This window comes from Nocardioides salsibiostraticola (genome assembly GCF_054783655.1).
Genome location: NZ_BAAGQD010000027.1, coordinates 369687 through 387108 on the forward strand (window position 1 = coordinate 369687; position 17422 = coordinate 387108).

Sequence of the window (17422 nt, forward strand, 5' to 3'; positions counted from 1 at the left end):
ACATGACTGCCGCCAGGAAGCCCGAGATCGTCGTCGATCTCGACGCGATCCGGCACAACGTGCGGGTCCTGCGCCAAGTGGCCCAGGTGCCGCTGATCGTCGTGGTGAAAGCCGACGGCTACGGCCACGGCATGCTCCCCGTCGCGAAGGCGGCGCGTGAAGCGGGCGCCGAGTGGCTCGCGACGGCGACCCTGACCGAGGCCCTCGCGTTGCGCGCCGGCGGCGACTCCGGCCGCATCCTGTGCTGGTTGGCCACCCCCGGGGCGCCGTACGCCGCCGCCATCGAGGCCGACCTCGACCTCAGCGCCTACTCCGTGGCCCAGTTGGACGAGATCGCCGGTGCCGTCGCCAGCACGAGTACGCCGACCCGCATCCACCTCAAGGTCGACACCGGACTGAACCGCGGTGGGGCCGGTCGCGCGCAGTGGCAGGAACTGATCGATCGGGCCCGCGTGGGTGAGGAAGCGGGCGACTGGACGGTGACGGGCCTGTGGTCGCACTTCGCCTGCGCCGACGATCCGACCCACCCTGCCAACGACGCCCAGGAGCAGACCTTCACCGAGGCGATCGCGCTCGCCGAGGCCGAGGGGTTACGACCGGAGATCCGGCATCTCGCCAACTCCGCGGCCACCCTGCTGCGGCCCTCGGCCCGCTTCGACGCGGTCCGCTGCGGCATCGCGGTCTACGGCCTCGACCCGGCCCCCGGTCAGGAAGGCACCCGCGTCGGACTACGCCCCGCGATGACCGTGACCGCCCCGCTCGTCATGGTCAAGCCCGTCGCGGCCGGCGACTCGGTCTCCTACGGCCATCTCTGGACCGCGACCCACGACACCACCCTCGGCCTGGTCCCGTTGGGGTACGCCGACGGCGTTCCGCGCCATGCCAGCGACCAAGCGGCGGTGTCGGTCGTCGGCCACCAGGCCCCGATCCGGGGCCGGATCTGCATGGACCAGTTCCTCGTGGACCTCGAGGGCCGAGACGCCTCCGCGGGCGACGAGGTCATCCTCTTCGGACCCGAGGGCGAGGGCCGCACGACTGCTCAGGACTGGGCCGAGGCGGCCGGGACGATCAACTACGAGATCGTCACCCGCGTGGGCGGACGCCTGACCCGCCGCTACGTCAACGAGACACCAGGAGCAGATCGGTGAGCACTCGATCCCGCGTGGCGACCAGCGTTGCCGGTGTCTTCGGTCTCGCGGCCGCGGGCACCGCGGTCAGCATCGCCCGCCAGCGTCGGCAGATCAGTCATCGGGTGGGCGAGGAGATCCCCTTCGGTGAGCTGCGCAGCGAGCCGATCACCGTGGTGGCCGAGGACGGCGTACCCCTCCACGTCGAGGTCGACGAACTCGCCGAAGCCGACTCGTCCCCCAAGCGACGCTGGGGTCTGGGCGCAAAGGTCCCCGATGTCACGGTCGTGTTCGTCCACGGGTTCTGCCTGTCCCTGGACTGCTGGCACTTCCAGCGTGCGGCCTACCGCGGCCTGGTGCGCAGCGTCTACTACGACCAGCGTTCGCACGGGCGCTCCGGTCAATCCGAGCGGGGCAACGCCACCATCGAGCAACTCGCTCGCGATCTGGTGACCGTGCTCGACCACGTGGTGCCGACCGGTCCCGTGGTGCTCATCGGCCACTCGATGGGCGGTATGACGATCGCCGCGTTGGCCGAGCAGTTCCCCGAACTCATCGGAGACCGGGTCGTCGGAGTCGGACTGGTGTCCACCACCGCCGGAGGTCTCGACCCCGTCAAGGTCCTCCTGCCGATGCTGCCCACCCGGTTGACGCCCCGGCTCACCGGAGTCGTCGCCGACCGGGCCGTCTCGACCCTCTCTCGCGGGCATCGGTTCGTCGATATCGCCCGCCGCGCCGGCCACATGATCGCCATGGTCGCCACCGACCGCTGGGCCTTCGGTGGGGACGTCCCACCGTCGTACCTCGACTTCGTCGACGACATGCTCTCCGAGACCCCCTTCGAGGTGGTGGCCGACTTCTTCCCCAGCTTCCGCGGTCTCGACAAGTTCGACCACGTCGGGGTCCTGGGCCGGATCCCGGTCGCCATCGTGTGCGGTACGTCGGACCGGCTCACCTCGATCGGCCACTCCCGGAAGTTGCATCAGGAGATCGCCGGATCCCGGCTCCTCGAGTGCGAGGGTGCCGGGCACCTGGTGATCCTCGAACGCCACGATCTGGTCACCGCCGAGCTCGACCAACTCATCACCGCCGCCATGCAGGAGCGCCGATGACCCGTCCCGCACGAGTCGAGGTACGCCGCGCCGGTCCCTCGGACGCGGCCGTCGTCCAGGCGGTCATCCTCCCGGCGTTCCAAGCACGACAGCCTCTGCATCCGCCAGCCGCGGCGCTCGCGGAGACCGTCGACGACATGGCCGCACTCCTCGAGAAGGGCGGCGGACTGATCGCCGCGTTCGAGGGCGAGGACGTCGGGGCGCTGGTCCTCGACCCGGTGGGACCCACGATGTACCTGCGACGCTTCGGCGTCTCTCCGCTCCACCAGGGCCACGGCGTGGCTCGAGCCCTGATCGACGCGGCCGTCGAGGAGGCTCAGGACTTCGAGGATCTCACGGTCGTGGCCCGCGAGGAGCTGCCCAACACCGTGCGCTTCTGGGAGCGTCAGGGTTTCCGCGAGATCCGCCGCAGTTCCCCCAACGTGGAGCTGCGCCGTCCGCTGCGCACCTTCATCTTCGACGTCCCCGATGCCGACGCCATGCGCGAGCTGGGCGCCGACCTCGCCGGGGCGTTGACGCAGGGCGACCTGATCGTGCTGGCCGGCGAACTCGGTGCCGGCAAGACCACCTTCGCCCAGGGTCTGGGGGAGGGTCTCGGGGTGCGGGGACCGGTCACGTCCCCCACCTTCGTGATCGCTCGTGAGCACCCGCCTCTCGACGAAGGACCTTCGTTGGTCCACGTGGACGCCTATCGGCTCGGCGGGATCGACGAGCTCGACGACCTCGACCTCGACACCTCCCTGGACGATGCGGTCACCGTGGTCGAGTGGGGCGAGGGCGTCGCCGAGGGGCTGGCCGAGTCTCGGCTCGAGGTGCGGATCATCCGCGCCCTGGCTCACGAGGACGAGCACGGGGACCTCGATCCCCGGCGGGTGTTGATGACCCCGGTCGGTCCGCGGTGGCATGACCTCGTCGTACCCGACCAGGAGCGGGCTCCGCTGGCCGAGAAGGTCAACGAGACCCTGATGCTCGACTTCCGAGCCTGCCAGGAGGACGAGTGGCCCGACCTCGATTCCTCGATCGGGATCACGCTGGCGGTCGTCACTCCGGTGTACGACGGCGAGGTGCTGCTGGTGCGCAACCTGCGCAACGGGGAGTGGGAGCTCTCGGGCGGACGGCTCGAAGGCGATGACGAACCCCGGGATGCGGCCATCCGTTGCTACACCGCCGAGGTGGGTGACCCGCCGGGGGAGTTCGACTGCATCGGCGTCGCCACCGTGCAGCTCGGGCACGCCCGGACCATCACGTACGTCGCCTGCTACCGACTCGACCTCCCCGCCCGACCGAAGGGGTCGGCTCGAGAGGTCTGCTGGTGGAATCCGGAGAACCCCGACCAGACGATCGAGGCCCTGGGGCTCTCGCCGATCGACGCGCACCTGGCCGAACTGTGTTTCCGGGGTCGATGACTGAACTCGAACGGGCCGTGGGGGCGAGAGGCGTATACCGCGCCCGATAGCCTCAGCGTGTGCTGCTGACCTTCGACACCGCGTCACCGACGGTGAGCGTCGCGCTCTTCGACACCGACACCGACCGGGTGCTGGCCGAGCTGGAGTCGACCCGGCCGATGAAGCACGGCGAGGAACTCGCGCCGCTGATCACTGCCGCCCTGATCGAGGCCGGTCTGACGCGCAACGACCTCACCGCGATCGGAGTCGGTGTCGGCCCCGGACCCTTCACCGGACTCCGGGTCGGACTGGTGACCGCCCGCACGCTCGCCTTCGTCCTGGACCTACCCATCCACGGCGTGTGCAGCCTCGACGCCCTCGCTGTGCAAGCGGCCAGCGGTTCGGCGCAGGGACGCGAGTTCGTCGTCGCCACCGATGCGCGCCGCAAGGAGGTCTACCTCGCCTCCTACGACGATCAGGGCAAGCGACTGGCGGGACCGGTCGTGGCCAAGCCCGACACGGTGGCGACCCAGCTGCCCGTGGTCGGGGAGGGCGCGGTGCTCTACCCCGAGTCGTTCCCGAACGCGCTCGGCCCGGTCCGTCCCAGCGCGGGGTGGCTCGCCAGGGCGTTAGTCGGGAAGCAGGTCGACCTGCTCGAACCCGAGCCCCTCTACCTGCGCCGACCCGACGCCGAGACCGCTCGACCCCCGAAGAAGGTCTCGTGATCCGACAGGCGGTGCCCGCGGATCTGGACGAGATCGCAACGCTGGAGAGCGAATGCCTCGGCCAGGACGCCTGGTCACCCGGGCTGATCCGCGAGGGGCTGGCCGGACTGCCGACGGTGACGTATCTGGTGGCCGTCGACGGTGACACGGAGGAGGACGCGGTCGTCGGACACGCGGTCCTCAGCGCAGCCGGTGACATCGCCGAACTGCAGCGGATCGCCGTACGCGAATCGGCCCGTCGAGGTGGTCACGCGTCAGGGTTGTTGGCCGAGGTGATCACCCGGGCCCGGGCCGAGCGGGCCGACCGGTTGCTGCTCGAGGTCCGGGAGAACAACGCCGGTGCGCTCGGGTTCTACGCCGCCCGTGGATTCGTGGAGATCGACCGCCGACCCCGGTACTACCGCGACGGAGCGACCGCGATCGTGATGCGCCGAGGACTCGGCCCGAGCTGTGGAGGAACGTCATGAGTGATGAGCCGTTGGTCCTGGGGATCGAGACCTCCTGCGACGAGACGGGTGTGGGGATCGTGCGGGGGCGCACCCTGCTGGCCGACTCGGTCGCGAGCAGTGTCGAGGAGCATGCGAGGTTCGGGGGAGTGGTGCCCGAGGTGGCCAGCCGCGCGCACCTCGAGGCGATGGTCCCGACCATCGAGCGGGCCTGTGTGGAGGCCGGCGTACGCCTGCACGACATGGACGCGATCTCGGTGACCCACGGGCCCGGGTTGGCCGGTGCGCTGCTCGTCGGGGTCGCCTCGGCCAAGGCCTTGGCCCTCGGGCTGGGCAAACCGTTGTACGGCGTCAACCACCTCGCCGCCCACGTCGCGGTCGACCAGCTCGAGCACGGTCCGCTGCCCGAGCCGTGTCTGGCGCTGCTGGTCAGCGGGGGCCACTCGAGTCTGCTGCGGGTCCTGGACATCACCGGTGACGTGGACCCGATGGGGGCCACGATCGACGACGCCGCCGGCGAGGCGTTCGACAAGGTCGCGCGGTTGCTGGGTCTGCCGTTCCCCGGCGGACCCCACATCGACCGGATCGCCCGGGAGGGCAACAGTGTGGCCATCGACTTCCCGCGCGGGCTGACCGCGCGCCGCGATCTGGAACGCCACCGCTTCGACTTCTCCTTCTCGGGGTTGAAGACCGCGGTGGCCCGCTGGGTCGAGGCCAAGGAGCGAGCCGGAGAGCCGGTGCCGGTGGCTGATGTGGCCGCCAGTTTCCAGGAGGCGGTGTGCGACGTGCTGGTGCGCAAGGCCCTGGACGCCGCCGCCGACCAAGGCATCGAGGACCTGCTGATCGGGGGCGGTGTGGCCGCCAACTCGCGCCTGCGCGCCATGGCCGAGGCGCGAGCCGAACCGTTGGGTATCCGGGTGCGGGTCCCACGCCCGGGGTTGTGCACCGACAACGGCGCCATGGTCGCCGCGTTGGGCTCCGAGATGGTCTCCCGGGGACGGACACCCTCACCCCTGGATCTGCCGGCGGATTCGAGCCTTCCGGTCACCGAGGTGCTGGCGGGCTGACCCGGCTGGCGGGGTGATCGTCAGCGCTCGGGTCCTCAGCGACCGCCGATCAGCAGGAACGGTGACTCGTCTCCGGTGGGCGCCGTGACCGGCCCGAGCACGGTCGTCCGGGTGCCGTCCGGGGCCAACCGGACCACTCTCCACTCCCTGACGTCGAAGGCGTAGGTCACGACCATCAGGGTGTTGTCGGGCGCCCACGCGGACTGCACGACTGCTTGGTTGTCGGACTGTAGCCGAGCGATCTCCGAACCGTCGGTGGCGTCGTAGATCCCGGCCCAGGCGTCGCCGAATCCGTCGCCGTAGGACTGTGCCCCGCTGAGGAACCGTTGGTCGGGGGAGAAGTCGAAGTACCGGAACTCGCAGTTCTCGAACAAGGCCTCCCCGCGGGCTCCGCCGAAGGCGGAGTTGCAGGTGCCCTCGTTCTGCACGGACACCACTCCCACGGTGGGCCCGCTGGGCGTCTCGGAGTCGTTGATGGCCACGATGCCGTTCGTGAACGGCTCCACCGAGCCGATCTGACTCACGACGCTGGGGGGCTCCTCACCCGCCGGGTTCACGAACACCAGGCAACTCTCCGTGGCGATGCAGTCGGCATCCCCGACCACGGTCACCGGGGTGGCCCCATCCTGGAACAGTGCGGGGATCGTGGCCCGGTCGGTCGCGCTGCGCAGTTCCACCGAGCCGTCCTGGTTCAGGTAGGCCGCGACGGTGCGGTCGTCGTTGCTGGTCACGGTGGACAGCGCTGGCTCGAGGCCGACGAATGTGCCGTTCTCGTCCACCTCCTCGATGACGATCCCCTCCTCGCTGTAGGCGACGCCGAGGAACATGTCGTCTCCGACGCGGGTGCCGTCCTGGTAGTCGTTCGGTAGATCCATGATCGTTCCGTCGGCGCGAACGAGGGTCCTGCCCTCGAGGTAGTCGATCCCGAGCCGATTCGCCGGGCTGGGCGCGGGTTCGGGTGTCGGGGTGGGGCTCGGGGTGGGATCGGTGACGACCGTCGGTGTCGGGTCGGCGGGCTGGATGGTCCGGGACTGCTGGTCGTCGTTGAGGGCGAGGACGGCGACCGGTGCGATCACGGCGGCTACGGCCAGCACGCTTCCGGCGACGGCGGCCCGACGCTTGCGGCGGATGCTCGTGGCCTTCCCCTTGATCGCTTCGAAGCTCAGCGGTGCCTCGTTCAGATCACGGACGCGTCGGTCGAACTCGTTGCTCATCGCGCACTCCCAATCCTTGGGCTGTTCGTCGTTCATCGGTCCTCCTCCCGGGGGTTCAGGCCGGCTGGAACTCGGTCACGAAGGGCGCTCAGGGCCCGGCTGCATTGAGACTTCACGGTGCCCACCGAGATACCGAGCACGTCGGCGGTCTCGGACTCGGACAACTGTTCGTAGTAGCGCAGCACCACGACCGCACGGGCCTTGGGCGGCAGGGTCTGCACGACCCGCCACAACTCGGCACTGTTGCCCTCGTCGTACTCGTCGCGGTGGGGGCTGGGCTCGGGGAGGTGCTCGGGGGTGAACTCGCGTTTCTTCCAGCCGCGACGCCACAGCGAGTTGTTCTCGTTGACCATGATCCGGCGCACGTAGGCATCCATGGAGTTGGCGTCGCGGACCTTGTCCCAGGCGAGATAGAGCTTCGCCAGCGAGTTCTGCAGCACGTCCTCGGCCTGGTGCCGATCCCCGGTGAGGAGGTACGCCGTACGCAGCAGGCTGGGTTGACGCGCGTGCAGGTACGCCGTGAACTCCTCGTCGCGGGTATCGCGTCGGGCGGTCCGTCCCACGGTCCAACCCCTTTGTCCTCGGGCAGCGCTGCCGGTGCGGTGTGCTGCGATCATCCTCACCCCTGATCGAAGTGATTCACGACCAAGACGCACTCGGCACCCGGATGGTTGCAACGACTTTCGGACGCAGGACTCCAGTAGAGCAACTTTCAAGGATAGAAAAGTATGGCGGGCGTGGTGAGCGTGGTGGTAAAACGTATGGCGGGTTGGCATCACCGGGGGGAAACCGTTGAGTAGGCGAACGCGCGCACGTCTTCTGTTTGCCAACCGAAAGTGATTGATTCATGACCCCACGCCAGATCCGACGCTGCCTGGTTGCGCCCGCAGCCAGCCTCGGACTCCTCCTCTCGCTGGCCGCCGCACCCGGCGTCCAGGCCGCTTCCAGCGACACCATCGACGGTGATGCCGCCGCGCGACAGACCAACGCGCGCGCCGTACTCGCCGAGGCCGAAGACCTCTTCTCGGGTAACGCCGACAGCGACGACGCCTCGGGTCGTGACGCCTCGATGGTGCTCCGCGACCTGCAGATCGTCCGGGAGGACCTGAGCCCGGCCGACCAGGCCGCGGCCCGCAAACTCGAGACGCGACCGAACAAGCCGTTGCAGTCGTGCAACGAGTTCATCTGCGTGCACTACGACCCCTCCCAGGTGAACCCCACCGACGCCAACACCAACGAGGTGCCGGACTACATCGACTTCGCCCTGGCGACGGTGACCCACGTGCACGACACGTACATCGCCGCGGGCTACCGCTCGCCCCTGCCCGACGGCACCAACGGTGGCGACGCGCGGATCGACATCTACATCGACAACATCGGTCCCGACGTCTACGGCTACTGCACCACCGACACCGCCGGGATCCCGAAGGGCAAGACCTCCGACACGTGGGCCTACTGCGTGTTGGACAACGACTACTCGAAGGCCGAGTTCAAGACGAACACGCCGCTGGAGAACCTCCAGGTCACCGCGGCCCACGAGTACTTCCACGCCACCCAGTACGCCTACGACTTCTACGAGGACCGCTGGCTCCTCGAGAGCACGGCGACCTGGATGGAGGACGAGATGTACGACGGCGTCGACGACAACATCAACTACCTGCCCGGCAGCAGCGCGCTGACCGTGCCCAAGGCCCCGCTCGACTCCTACGGTGACAGCCAGTTCCAGTACGGCAACTGGATCTTCTGGCGCTTCCTGACCGAGCGGCACACCACCGCCCAGGCCGGTCTGCCGACCCTGGTCCGCGACGTCTTCACCAAGGTCGACGACGCTGCGGGTGGTCCGGACAAGTACTCGCTCCAGGCCCTCAAGGGCGTGCTGCGGTCCCGCGGCCGGACCCTGCCCCGCACCCTGGCCGAGTTCGCCGCGGCCAACCGGGCACCGAAGACGAACTACGAGGAGGGCCGGGCCAACAAGTACCCCACCGCCAAGCCCGCCAAGAAGTTCAAGCTCTCCAACCGCAAGACGCGGACCGGACCGGTGTCGATCCGGCTCGATCACCTCAGTTCGGCGACCACGCGGTTCATTCCCAAGAACACCCGCAACAAGGCGCGCATCAAGCTGACGATCGACATGGACGAGACCAACCGTGGATCAGCGGCGATCGTCTCGACGAAGCTGAAGTCGGGCAAGATCAAGACGAACATGGTCAAGCTCAACAAGCAGGGCAACGGGCGCTACGCCACGAAGTTCGGCAAGGCGAAGGTCAAGTACGTCGAACTGACCCTGGTCAACGCCAGCGACCGCTTCAACTGCTTCGAGGACACCGAGTACAGCTGTGCCGGTGACCCGAAGGACGACAACGTCGAGGAGAAGTTCTCGGCAGTACTCAAGCGCTGATCCTCCTGACGTAGAACAGCACCACCTCAGCGCCCGTCCCCTGTGGGGGCGGGCGCTGTCGCGTGCCGGGTTCAGCGGCGACCGACGAAGACGAACTCGTGCGGGAACCCCGCCCCGCGCACGACTGGCGTCGCCCGTTCGAGGTCTCCCTGTAGATCACCCCGGACGAGGGCGCCGGTGCGCCCGTTGAAGCCAGCCGACGCCTGGGCCAGGATCGTGGTGTTGCTCTCCCACCGCAGTTCACCTGCGCGGACCGTCTCCGGGAGAGTCAGGCGAGTGATCAGGTCGCCCGTCTGCGCAGCACGAATTCGGATCTCACGGCGCCATCGGCCCACGGCCACGGTGTGCCGACCGTCGGGGCTGATGGAGGTCCGGTCCGCTGTCGGAACCGCGTCTGCCGCGACCCGCACAGGCGGAGAGCACAGATCAGTCGACCACAGCCGCCGCCGCTGTCCGGTCGGGGTGAACAACGGTCCGAAGATCACGTCGGTCCCGTCGAACCCCCAGACGCTCAGCAGGGTCGCGGGCTCCACGGTGACGATCTGGCCGCGGGTGCCGTCGGGACCGCGGACGTGGACCTTGGTGGGTGCCCTCTGGCCGCTCTCCGGGCACGCCGAGGTCACCCAGGCGACGTACCGCCCGTCGTCGCTCACCTCACCCCCAGCGGTGCAGCCGTCGATCTGGTGGAGCCTGCCCGACTCGAGGAGATACAGCCCTCTCGTTCCCTCGAAGATCCGGTCATCGGTGATCATCAGGCCGCGTGCGTACGGGGTCACCGTGACCGCAGCGGCCCCGTTCGGCAGCCTGGGCATCCGGACGGTTCCGCCGTTCGGGTGCTGGATCACCGAGTCGTGGACGTAGGGGATCGCCGGGGCCTCGCCTCGGGGCAACGCACGCAGACGGGTGGACCCGGCGGGCTCGACCTCAGCGGTGGGTGGGGCGGCGGCTTCCTCGACGATGTCGGGCGCCCGTGGCGAGGGTGATGGCTCCGGTGTCGGTCGGCCACATCCCGAGACGAGGAAGGCGACCAGGAACGGCAGGACGAGTCGGTTCATGGTCCCTACACGCGCAGGGGCCGCGGTGCGTTGTCCGACTCAGCTGTCGCCCATCAGCGTGAAAACCGGTCGGACGTCCTCCCCCCGAATCGGGCCCAACACCGTTTGGGTCGAACCGTCCAGGCCGAGCCGCTCCACACTCCAGCGACCCGTCTCGTAGTCGTAGGTGTTGACCAGCACCTGGCCGTCGTTCTCCCAGACGGCCGTAGCGATGAATCCGGCGGGGGAGAAGCGGGTGATCTCCTCGAGCGTCGTGGCGTCGAGGAGAGCGACGTAACTCATCCCGATCCCGTCCCGGTAGGCCTCGTAGGCCGACAGGTGAGCCCCGTCGGGAGAGAATCGGCCCAGGGAGTAGTCACAGGTCTCCGCGACGGTCCGCTTCTTCAACGCGACGGTCAGATCCAGGACGGCACTGCAGGAGCCCGTGTCGGTCGCCGAGGTCTGTACGGCGACCACCCGGTCCTCGGTCGCATCGTCCACGCTGAGCGCCTCGGGGAAGAACGAGTCGTCGATGCCATGGGAGTCGGCGGTGTGGGCCTGGCCGCGCTCGTCGTGGAAGACCACACACCCGTCCTGATCCTCATGACAGTTCGGGCCGCCGATGACCCGTCGGGGAACGGCGTAGGACGACAGGACGCCGAGGTCGACACCGTCCTCGGTCCAGCGTGTCTGGAGTCGGTGGTCGGCGTCCATCCACGCCAGGGTGGTGCCGGCCCGGTTCGCCGCGAGCGGTGAGGTGATCGCGCCGTGGTCGTCGATGGTGCCGTCGCGGTGGATGCCCTGAAGCGTGCCGTGATCGTTCTCGTCGTCGTAGGAGACACCGAAGAACACTCCGTCCAGGAGACGCCCGGAGTCGTAGCGCTGCGGCAGCGTCCAGCTGTCGCCGCCGGGCAGGTGGATGGTTTTCCCTCGGAGGTACGCCACCTGCGGGGGGTCGACCGGGTCGACCGGGTCGACCGGGTCGATCGGGTCGACCGGGGGTGGGTTCGAGGAGATCGCGGGCTCGACGGTCGGCGGCTCCGCCGTGGGATCTGGGGTGTCGCTGCCGCAGGCGGTGAGCCCGAGCGCGAGGGCGGCCAGGGTGCCGGCCACGCGGTGCGCGGTCCGGGCGTAGGCAGGAGGACGCGACGCAGACCGGGGCGTGTGCTGGGGCTGGCAACGGGGCATACCCAGTAGACGTCGCGGGGCCGTCGGAGGTTGCAATCGGACCGCCAACCGATCTCCGACCACGGTGCGCCTACGGTTAAGGAGCCGATCCATGCAGGACGAGAGGAATCATTCGATGCAGCAGGTCAAGGCGGTCATCGCCCGCAGCAAGGGCGCACCGGTCGAACTCACCACCATCAACGTCCCCGACCCCGGTCCGGGCGAGGCGCTGGTGAAGATCCAGGCGTGCGGGGTGTGCCACACCGACCTGCACTACCGCGAGGGTGGGATCAACGACGAGTTCCCCTTCCTGCTCGGCCATGAGGCCGCCGGCATCGTCGAGGCCGTCGGGGACGACGTCACCTCGGTTGCTCCGGGTGACTTCGTGGTGCTCAACTGGCGTGCCGTCTGTGGCAACTGCCGGGCCTGCAACCGCGGCGAGCCGCAGTACTGCTTCGACACCCACAACGCCACCCAGAAGATGACCCTCGCTGAAGGAGACGGAGCCGGCACGGAGCTCTCCCCGGCCCTCGGCATCGGTGCCTTCGCGGAGAAGACCCTGGTTGCGGCCGGTCAGTGCACCAAAGTCGACGAGTCCGCTCGTCCAGCTGCGGTGGGTCTGCTGGGTTGCGGCGTGATGGCCGGACTCGGCGCGGCCATCAACACCGGCAAGCTCACCCGCGGCATGTCCGCCGCAGTCATCGGCTGCGGAGGGGTCGGCGTCGCCGCCATCGCCGGCGCCGCTCTGGCCGGTGCGAGCCCGATCATCGCGGTCGACATCGACCCGCAGAAGCTCGAGGCGGCCAAGAAGCTCGGTGCCACGCACACGGTCGACTCCTCGAAGGTCGACGCCGGTGAGGAGATCAAGCGCATCTGCGCGGAGACCTACCCCGGCGCCGAGGGTGCCGACGTCGTCATCGAGGCGGTCGGTCGCCCGGAGACGTGGAAGCAGGCGTTCTACGCCCGTGACCTCGCCGGCACGGTCGTGTTGGTCGGCGTACCGACCCCCGACATGCAGATTCCCGAGATCCCGCTGATCGACGTCTTCGGTCGCGGGGGATCGCTCAAGTCCAGTTGGTACGGCGACTGCCTGCCCTCGCGAGACTTCCCGATGCTGGTCGACCTCTACACCAGTGGCCGACTCGACCTCGACGCGTTCGTGACCGAGGAGATCGGAATCGACGGGGTCGAGGCCGCGTTCGAGAAGATGCACGACGGCAACGTCCTGCGTTCGGTGGTGGTGTTCTGATGGGCGAAGCGAGAGAGCGCAACGCAGCAGAGCATTGTGACCAACATGATTCAGCGCTCGAACTGCGAGCCGATCGAGAGGAGAACTGATGAGCAACCTACGAGCTGACCACGCGGTGGTCTCCGGAACCTTCAGCCTCGACGGCGAGACCCACGAGGTGGACAACAACATCTGGGTGATCGGCAACGACGACGAATGCGTGGTCATCGACGCCCCGCACGATGCGGCCGCCATCATGCGGGTGGTGGCTGGGCGCGAGGTCAAGGCGATCATCTGCACCCACGCCCACGACGATCACGTCCGGGTCGCGCCCGAGCTCCGAAAGAAGACCGGGGCCCCGATTCTGATGCACCCCGACGACAAGCCGGTCTGGGAACTCACCCACACCGACGAGTTGTGGGATGCCGACCTCAGCGACGGCCAGAGCATCAAGATCGCCGGCGCCTCCATCAAGGTGCTGCACACCCCGGGCCACGCACCAGGCGCGGTCTGCCTCTACGTCCACGACCTCGGTGCGGTCTTCACCGGCGACACCCTCTTCCAGGGTGGCCCCGGTGCCACGGGTCGGTCGTTCAGCGACGAGGACCTGATCAAGGCCTCGATCCGGTCCTCGCTCTTCGCGCTGCCGGACAACACGGTGGTCCACACCGGTCACGGCGATAGCACGACCATCGGGGCGGAGAAGGAAGGACTCGGCGCCTGAGAGTTCCGGCTGACGCTGGTTGAGGTGTGAGGGCCGCTAGGCCCGAGCCTCGAAACCTGGTTCCCGGCTCGGTGAGGTTCGCGTTGACGGAGCCGGGTTTCGAGGCTCCTCGCTGCGCTCGTCACACCTCAACCAGCGGCCGAGCTCCTACAGCGGATCCACCAGCAGGACGGTTCCCTCACCGGCGACCCGGGTCATCACGATGGTGGCCTCGTGGTCGCCGGCGAGGGAGAGTCGCTGGCGTAGTTGTTCGGGCACGACCTCGACGCCGCGTTTCTTGATCGTCAGCCGTCCGATGCCGCGGGCTCGCAGCGCGGCGCGCAACTGCTTCTCGCGGTACGGCAGCTCCTCGAGGACGCGGTAACCGCGCGCCAGCGGCGTACGAACGGCTTGGTCGCCGGTCACGTAGGCGATGTGTTCGTCCAACAGCCCGCCACCGACCTCGGCCGCCACGGCGGTCACCAATCCGGCCCGGATGACGGCTCCGTCGGGTTCGTAGAGATACGCACCGACCGGGCGTACGCCGGCCCCCGGGTCGTCCTCCTCGGTCACGGTGGCCAGACCTCCGTGACCGATCACGGTCGCCCGTCGCGCTGTGGTCGCCAGCGCGCCCGACCACAGTGCGGCCTCCTTGACCTCGCCGCGGTCGCTGACCCACTCCGCTTCGACCCCGTCCGGGACCAGGTCGTGGGGGATGCCCGGTGCCACCTTCACGCAGGCGTCGCGGCGCAGCAGGGTCTCCACGAACGACCAGGGCGGGGTCCAGTCGTCGATGCGGAAGGTGGACCGACCCCGGGCGCCTCGGCGCGCCGGATCGAGGAAGGCCACGTCGAAGGCGCTGGTGTCCAGAGCAGTGGCGTCGGCCTCGATCACCGCTCCATCGAGACCGAGGGCGGCGAGGTTGGCCTCGGCCACCGCGACGCGCAGGGGATCCAGATCGACCCCTGCGGCGGTGATCCCCGCCCGCGCAACGGCGATCAGGTCGCCGCCGATCCCACAGCCCAGATCAACGAAGGTGGCGGTGTCGAAGGCCGTCAGGCGGCCCGCACGGTGGGTGGCGACCGCCGTACGCGTCGCCTGCTCGAGCCCGTCGGGTGTGAAGTACATCCGGGCCGCGGACTCACCGAACTTCGCGGCGCCGCGGTGGCGCAGATCGACCTGGGTCAGGGCGGCGGCCACCTGCGTGGGGGTCGCCGCGCGCCGCAACTCGGTCTGGACGGCCAACTCGGGTCCGCCCGCGAGATCGGTGGCTCGATCCAGCAGCCATTGCCCGTCGTCGGTGAGCAGCCATCGGAATGCGTCGAGATCCACGCAGGTGATCCTGTCAGGTCAGGTTCGGCGGGACCCACGCTGGCACTCGCCTTAGGTGAGTGCTAGTTTCTGAGTTGGCACTCTCACCACGAGGGTGCCAGTGCTTGCGACCAGGTGCGACCCCCGCGACGGCGTACCTGAAGCAGGCCCCAACGTAGGAGGGCAACCGCCCTCATCACAGTCACGACAAGTAGGGAAATGGAGGTCGACATCGTGTCGGTCAACATCAAGCCTCTCGAGGACCGGATCGTCGTTAAGCCCCTGGACGCCGAGCAGACCACGGCTTCTGGCCTGGTCATCCCGGACACCGCCAAGGAGAAGCCCCAAGAGGGCGAGGTCGTGGCCGTCGGCCCCGGTCGCTTCAACGAAGACGGTGACGAGCGCATCCCCATGGACATCTCCGTGGGCGACAAGGTCATCTACAGCAAGTACGGCGGCACCGAGGTGAAGTACGCCGGAGCGGAATACCTCATTCTCTCCGCGCGCGACTGCCTCGCCATCGTCTCCTGATCGCGAACTTCGGGTCGTGTGCCTGACGCCGCCGTGAGCGTGGCGCTCAGGCACACGACCCGAAGTCCTTTCACCCACACTTTTTAGTTCTCAGACCCTCAAAAAGGAGAGTCATGCCCAAGATTCTGGAGTTCGACGAGAATGCTCGCCGTGCCCTCGAGCGCGGTGTCGACGCGCTCGCCAACGCCGTCAAGGTGACCCTCGGCCCCAAGGGCCGTTACGTCGTCCTGGACAAGCAGTGGGGCGCCCCCACCATCACCAACGACGGTGTCACCGTCGCCCGTGAGATCGAGCTGGACGACCCGTTCGAGAACCTCGGCGCCCAGCTGACCAAGGAGGTGGCCACCAAGACCAACGACGTCGCAGGTGACGGCACCACCACGGCCACCGTGCTGGCCCAGGCGATGGTCCACGAGGGCCTGCGCGCCGTGGCCGCCGGAGCCAACCCGATGAGCCTCAAGCGCGGTATGGACAAGGCCACCGAGGCCGTCGGTGCTGCTCTGCTCGAGGCCGCCCGCGAGGTCGACTCGGTCGAGGACATGGCCTCGGTCGCCACGATCTCCAGCCGCGACGCCGTGATCGGAAACCTGCTGAGCCAGGCCTTCGACAAGGTCGGCAAGGACGGCGTGATCACCGTCGAGGAGTCCAACACCATGGGCACCGAGCTGGAGTTCACCGAGGGGATGCAGTTCGACAAGGGCTACATCTCGCAGTACTTCGTCACCGACCAGGAGCGCATGGAAGCGGTCCTCGAGGACCCCTACATCCTGCTGCACCAGGGAAAGATCTCGGCTGTCGCCGACATCCTCCCGTTGCTGGAGAAGGTCATCCAGGCCGGCAAGCCGCTGTTCATCCTCTCCGAGGACGTCGACGGTGAGGCGCTCTCGACCCTGGTCGTGAACAAGATCCGCGGCACGTTCAACGCCGTCGCCGTCAAGGCTCCGGCCTTCGGTGACCGCCGCAAGGCGATGATGCAGGACATCGCCACCCTCACCGGTGGCCAGGTCATCGCCCCCGAGGTCGGGCTCAAGCTCGACCAGGTCGGCCTCGAGGTTCTCGGCTCCGCGCGTCGTGTCGTCATCACCAAGGACAACACCACGATCATCGACGGAGCCGGTGAGGCTTCCGAGGTCGAGGGTCGCGTCAACCAGATCAAGGCCGAGATCGAGAACACCGACTCGGACTGGGACCGCGAGAAGCTGCAGGAGCGCCTGGCCAAGCTGGCCGGCGGAGTCTGCGTGATCAAGGTCGGCGCCGCCACCGAGGTGGAGCTGAAGGAGAAGAAGCACCGCATCGAGGACGCCGTCTCCGCGACGCGCGCCGCGATCGAAGAGGGCATCGTCCCCGGCGGTGGCTCGGCTCTCATCCACGCCGTCTCCGTGCTGGCCGATGACCTCGGTCTGACCGGCGACGAGGCGACCGGCGTGCGCGTCGTACGCAAGGCCGCCGATGAGCCCCTTCGCTGGATCGCCGAGAACGGTGGGGTCAACGGCTACGTCGTCACCACCAAGGTCCGCGAGCTCGGCGTCGGCCACGGCTACAACGCCGCGGAAGACACCTACGGCGACCTGGTCGCCCAGGGCGTGCTGGACCCGGTCAAGGTCACCCGCTCCGCGTTGGTCAACGCCACCTCGATCGCGGGCATGCTGCTCACGACCGAGACGCTGATCGTGGAGAAGCCCGCCGACGAGGACGAGTCCGCCGGTGGCGGTCACGGACACGGTCACGGGCACTGATCGTCTGACCCGCAGCACCTGAACCACTGCTGACCCGTCACTCCCGAACCTGGGGGTGGCGGGTCTGTCTTTCTCGGCGAGTCGGCGCAACTTGACGCTCGTACGCCGCCCAGTCGGCGCGAGTTTTCGAAGTAGCGCCGACTCGGGCTCTTGTGACTGATGTGTGGGTCATGTTCGTCCGGGGAGGTGTGGTCGGTGGCCGCCGAGGCTGAGCATGATCAGGGCGATGAGGGCGTCG

General features: G+C 68.5%; 16 protein-coding genes. 11 read left to right on the forward strand and 5 right to left on the reverse strand.

Translation table 11 applies throughout. The features are described from left to right. The first annotated feature begins 2 nt into the window (after positions 1-2). From alr to tsaD, 6 genes are read left to right on the forward strand one after another with little or no spacing between them, the layout of a single operon-like run. Complete coding sequence (gene alr / locus ACYVLV_RS19425) at positions 3-1148, forward strand: alanine racemase (protein ID WP_460813049.1); 1146 nt, start codon at positions 3-5, stop codon at positions 1146-1148. Continuing rightward, positions 1145-2239: an alpha/beta fold hydrolase gene (locus ACYVLV_RS19430; RefSeq protein ID WP_460813051.1), complete on the forward strand. Its 1095-nt coding sequence runs from the start codon at positions 1145-1147 to the stop codon at positions 2237-2239. The genes alr and ACYVLV_RS19430 overlap by 4 nt, the downstream gene beginning before the upstream one ends. Next, entirely contained in the window at positions 2236-3645 is a 1410-nt protein-coding gene (gene tsaE, locus ACYVLV_RS19435; protein ID WP_460813054.1) for a tRNA (adenosine(37)-N6)-threonylcarbamoyltransferase complex ATPase subunit type 1 TsaE, read from the forward strand. Before ACYVLV_RS19430 ends, tsaE begins: the two co-directional genes overlap by 4 nt. A 59-nt stretch (positions 3646-3704) precedes the next feature. Next, entirely contained in the window at positions 3705-4349 is a 645-nt protein-coding gene (tsaB, locus tag ACYVLV_RS19440; RefSeq protein ID WP_460813056.1) for a tRNA (adenosine(37)-N6)-threonylcarbamoyltransferase complex dimerization subunit type 1 TsaB, read from the forward strand. Next, a complete protein-coding gene (locus tag ACYVLV_RS19445; protein ID WP_460813059.1) occupies positions 4346-4816 on the forward strand; it encodes a GNAT family N-acetyltransferase in 471 nt (156 codons plus the stop codon). Before tsaB ends, ACYVLV_RS19445 begins: the two co-directional genes overlap by 4 nt. Then, positions 4813-5862: a tRNA (adenosine(37)-N6)-threonylcarbamoyltransferase complex transferase subunit TsaD gene (gene tsaD, locus ACYVLV_RS19450; RefSeq protein ID WP_460813061.1), complete on the forward strand. Its 1050-nt coding sequence runs from the start codon at positions 4813-4815 to the stop codon at positions 5860-5862. Before ACYVLV_RS19445 ends, tsaD begins: the two co-directional genes overlap by 4 nt. Before the next feature lie 35 nt (positions 5863-5897). On the opposite strand, the gene ACYVLV_RS19455 is transcribed toward tsaD, so the two are convergent. After that, the gene (locus tag ACYVLV_RS19455; RefSeq protein WP_460813064.1) at positions 5898-7112 is read right to left on the reverse strand and encodes a hypothetical protein; all 1215 of its coding nucleotides are present in this window, start codon (positions 7110-7112) and stop codon (positions 5898-5900) included. After that, positions 7109-7693: a SigE family RNA polymerase sigma factor gene (locus ACYVLV_RS19460; protein WP_460813066.1), complete on the reverse strand. Its 585-nt coding sequence runs from the start codon at positions 7691-7693 to the stop codon at positions 7109-7111. Before ACYVLV_RS19460 ends, ACYVLV_RS19455 begins: the two co-directional genes overlap by 4 nt. A gap of 230 nt (positions 7694-7923) precedes the next feature. Here ACYVLV_RS19460 and ACYVLV_RS19465 point away from each other — a divergent pair, with 230 nt between their 5' ends. Beyond that, positions 7924-9474 carry an MXAN_6640 family putative metalloprotease gene (locus ACYVLV_RS19465; RefSeq protein WP_460813069.1) on the forward strand — a complete coding sequence of 517 codons (1551 nt, stop codon included), beginning with the start codon at positions 7924-7926 and terminating at the stop codon, positions 9472-9474. Between the two features lie 71 nt (positions 9475-9545). Here ACYVLV_RS19465 and ACYVLV_RS19470 read toward each other — a convergent pair whose 3' ends face one another. After that, the gene (locus ACYVLV_RS19470) at positions 9546-10529 is read right to left on the reverse strand and encodes a hypothetical protein (RefSeq protein WP_460813071.1); all 984 of its coding nucleotides are present in this window, start codon (positions 10527-10529) and stop codon (positions 9546-9548) included. A 39-nt stretch (positions 10530-10568) separates the two neighbouring features. Then, on the reverse strand, positions 10569-11621 hold the full coding sequence (locus ACYVLV_RS19475; protein ID WP_460813073.1) for a TolB-like translocation protein: 1053 nt from the start codon (positions 11619-11621) through the stop codon (positions 10569-10571). Positions 11622-11811: 190 nt separating this feature from the next. Here ACYVLV_RS19475 and ACYVLV_RS19480 point away from each other — a divergent pair, with 190 nt between their 5' ends. Beyond that, on the forward strand, positions 11812-12924 hold the full coding sequence (locus tag ACYVLV_RS19480) for an S-(hydroxymethyl)mycothiol dehydrogenase (RefSeq protein WP_460813075.1): 1113 nt from the start codon (positions 11812-11814) through the stop codon (positions 12922-12924). Between the two features lie 88 nt (positions 12925-13012). Beyond that, positions 13013-13627 (forward strand): MBL fold metallo-hydrolase, encoded by a 615-nt coding sequence (locus ACYVLV_RS19485; RefSeq protein WP_460813077.1) that lies wholly within the window; start codon positions 13013-13015, stop codon positions 13625-13627. A gap of 147 nt (positions 13628-13774) precedes the next feature. Here the strand turns inward: ACYVLV_RS19485 and ACYVLV_RS19490 are convergent, their stop codons facing one another. Further along, complete coding sequence (locus ACYVLV_RS19490) at positions 13775-14938, reverse strand: class I SAM-dependent methyltransferase (RefSeq protein WP_460813079.1); 1164 nt, start codon at positions 14936-14938, stop codon at positions 13775-13777. Positions 14939-15151: 213 nt separating this feature from the next. Between ACYVLV_RS19490 and groES the strand changes: the two genes are divergently transcribed. Next, positions 15152-15448, forward strand: coding sequence for a co-chaperone GroES (gene groES / locus ACYVLV_RS19495; protein WP_460813098.1), 297 nt, complete (start codon positions 15152-15154; stop codon positions 15446-15448). Positions 15449-15561: 113 nt separating this feature from the next. Beyond that, entirely contained in the window at positions 15562-17184 is a 1623-nt protein-coding gene (groL, locus tag ACYVLV_RS19500; protein WP_460813080.1) for a chaperonin GroEL, read from the forward strand. Positions 17185-17422 lie beyond the last annotated feature (238 nt).

What these genes read in the sequence shown, in the direction of transcription:
- ACYVLV_RS19465 (WP_460813069.1), top strand. Translation starts at nt 7,924, where the DNA reads ATGACCCCACGCCAGATCCGACGCTGCCTGGTTGCGCCCGCAGCCAGC.
- ACYVLV_RS19455 (WP_460813064.1), bottom strand. Translation starts at nt 7,112, where the DNA reads ATGAACGACGAACAGCCCAAGGATTGGGAGTGCGCGATGAGCAACGAG.
- alr (WP_460813049.1), top strand. Translation starts at nt 3, where the DNA reads ATGACTGCCGCCAGGAAGCCCGAGATCGTCGTCGATCTCGACGCGATC.
- tsaE (WP_460813054.1), top strand. Translation starts at nt 2,236, where the DNA reads ATGACCCGTCCCGCACGAGTCGAGGTACGCCGCGCCGGTCCCTCGGAC.
- tsaD (WP_460813061.1), top strand. Translation starts at nt 4,813, where the DNA reads ATGAGTGATGAGCCGTTGGTCCTGGGGATCGAGACCTCCTGCGACGAG.
- ACYVLV_RS19470 (WP_460813071.1), bottom strand. Translation starts at nt 10,529, where the DNA reads ATGAACCGACTCGTCCTGCCGTTCCTGGTCGCCTTCCTCGTCTCGGGA.
- ACYVLV_RS19480 (WP_460813075.1), top strand. Translation starts at nt 11,812, where the DNA reads ATGCAGCAGGTCAAGGCGGTCATCGCCCGCAGCAAGGGCGCACCGGTC.
- ACYVLV_RS19485 (WP_460813077.1), top strand. Translation starts at nt 13,013, where the DNA reads ATGAGCAACCTACGAGCTGACCACGCGGTGGTCTCCGGAACCTTCAGC.
- groL (WP_460813080.1), top strand. Translation starts at nt 15,562, where the DNA reads ATGCCCAAGATTCTGGAGTTCGACGAGAATGCTCGCCGTGCCCTCGAG.
- ACYVLV_RS19460 (WP_460813066.1), bottom strand. Translation starts at nt 7,693, where the DNA reads ATGATCGCAGCACACCGCACCGGCAGCGCTGCCCGAGGACAAAGGGGT.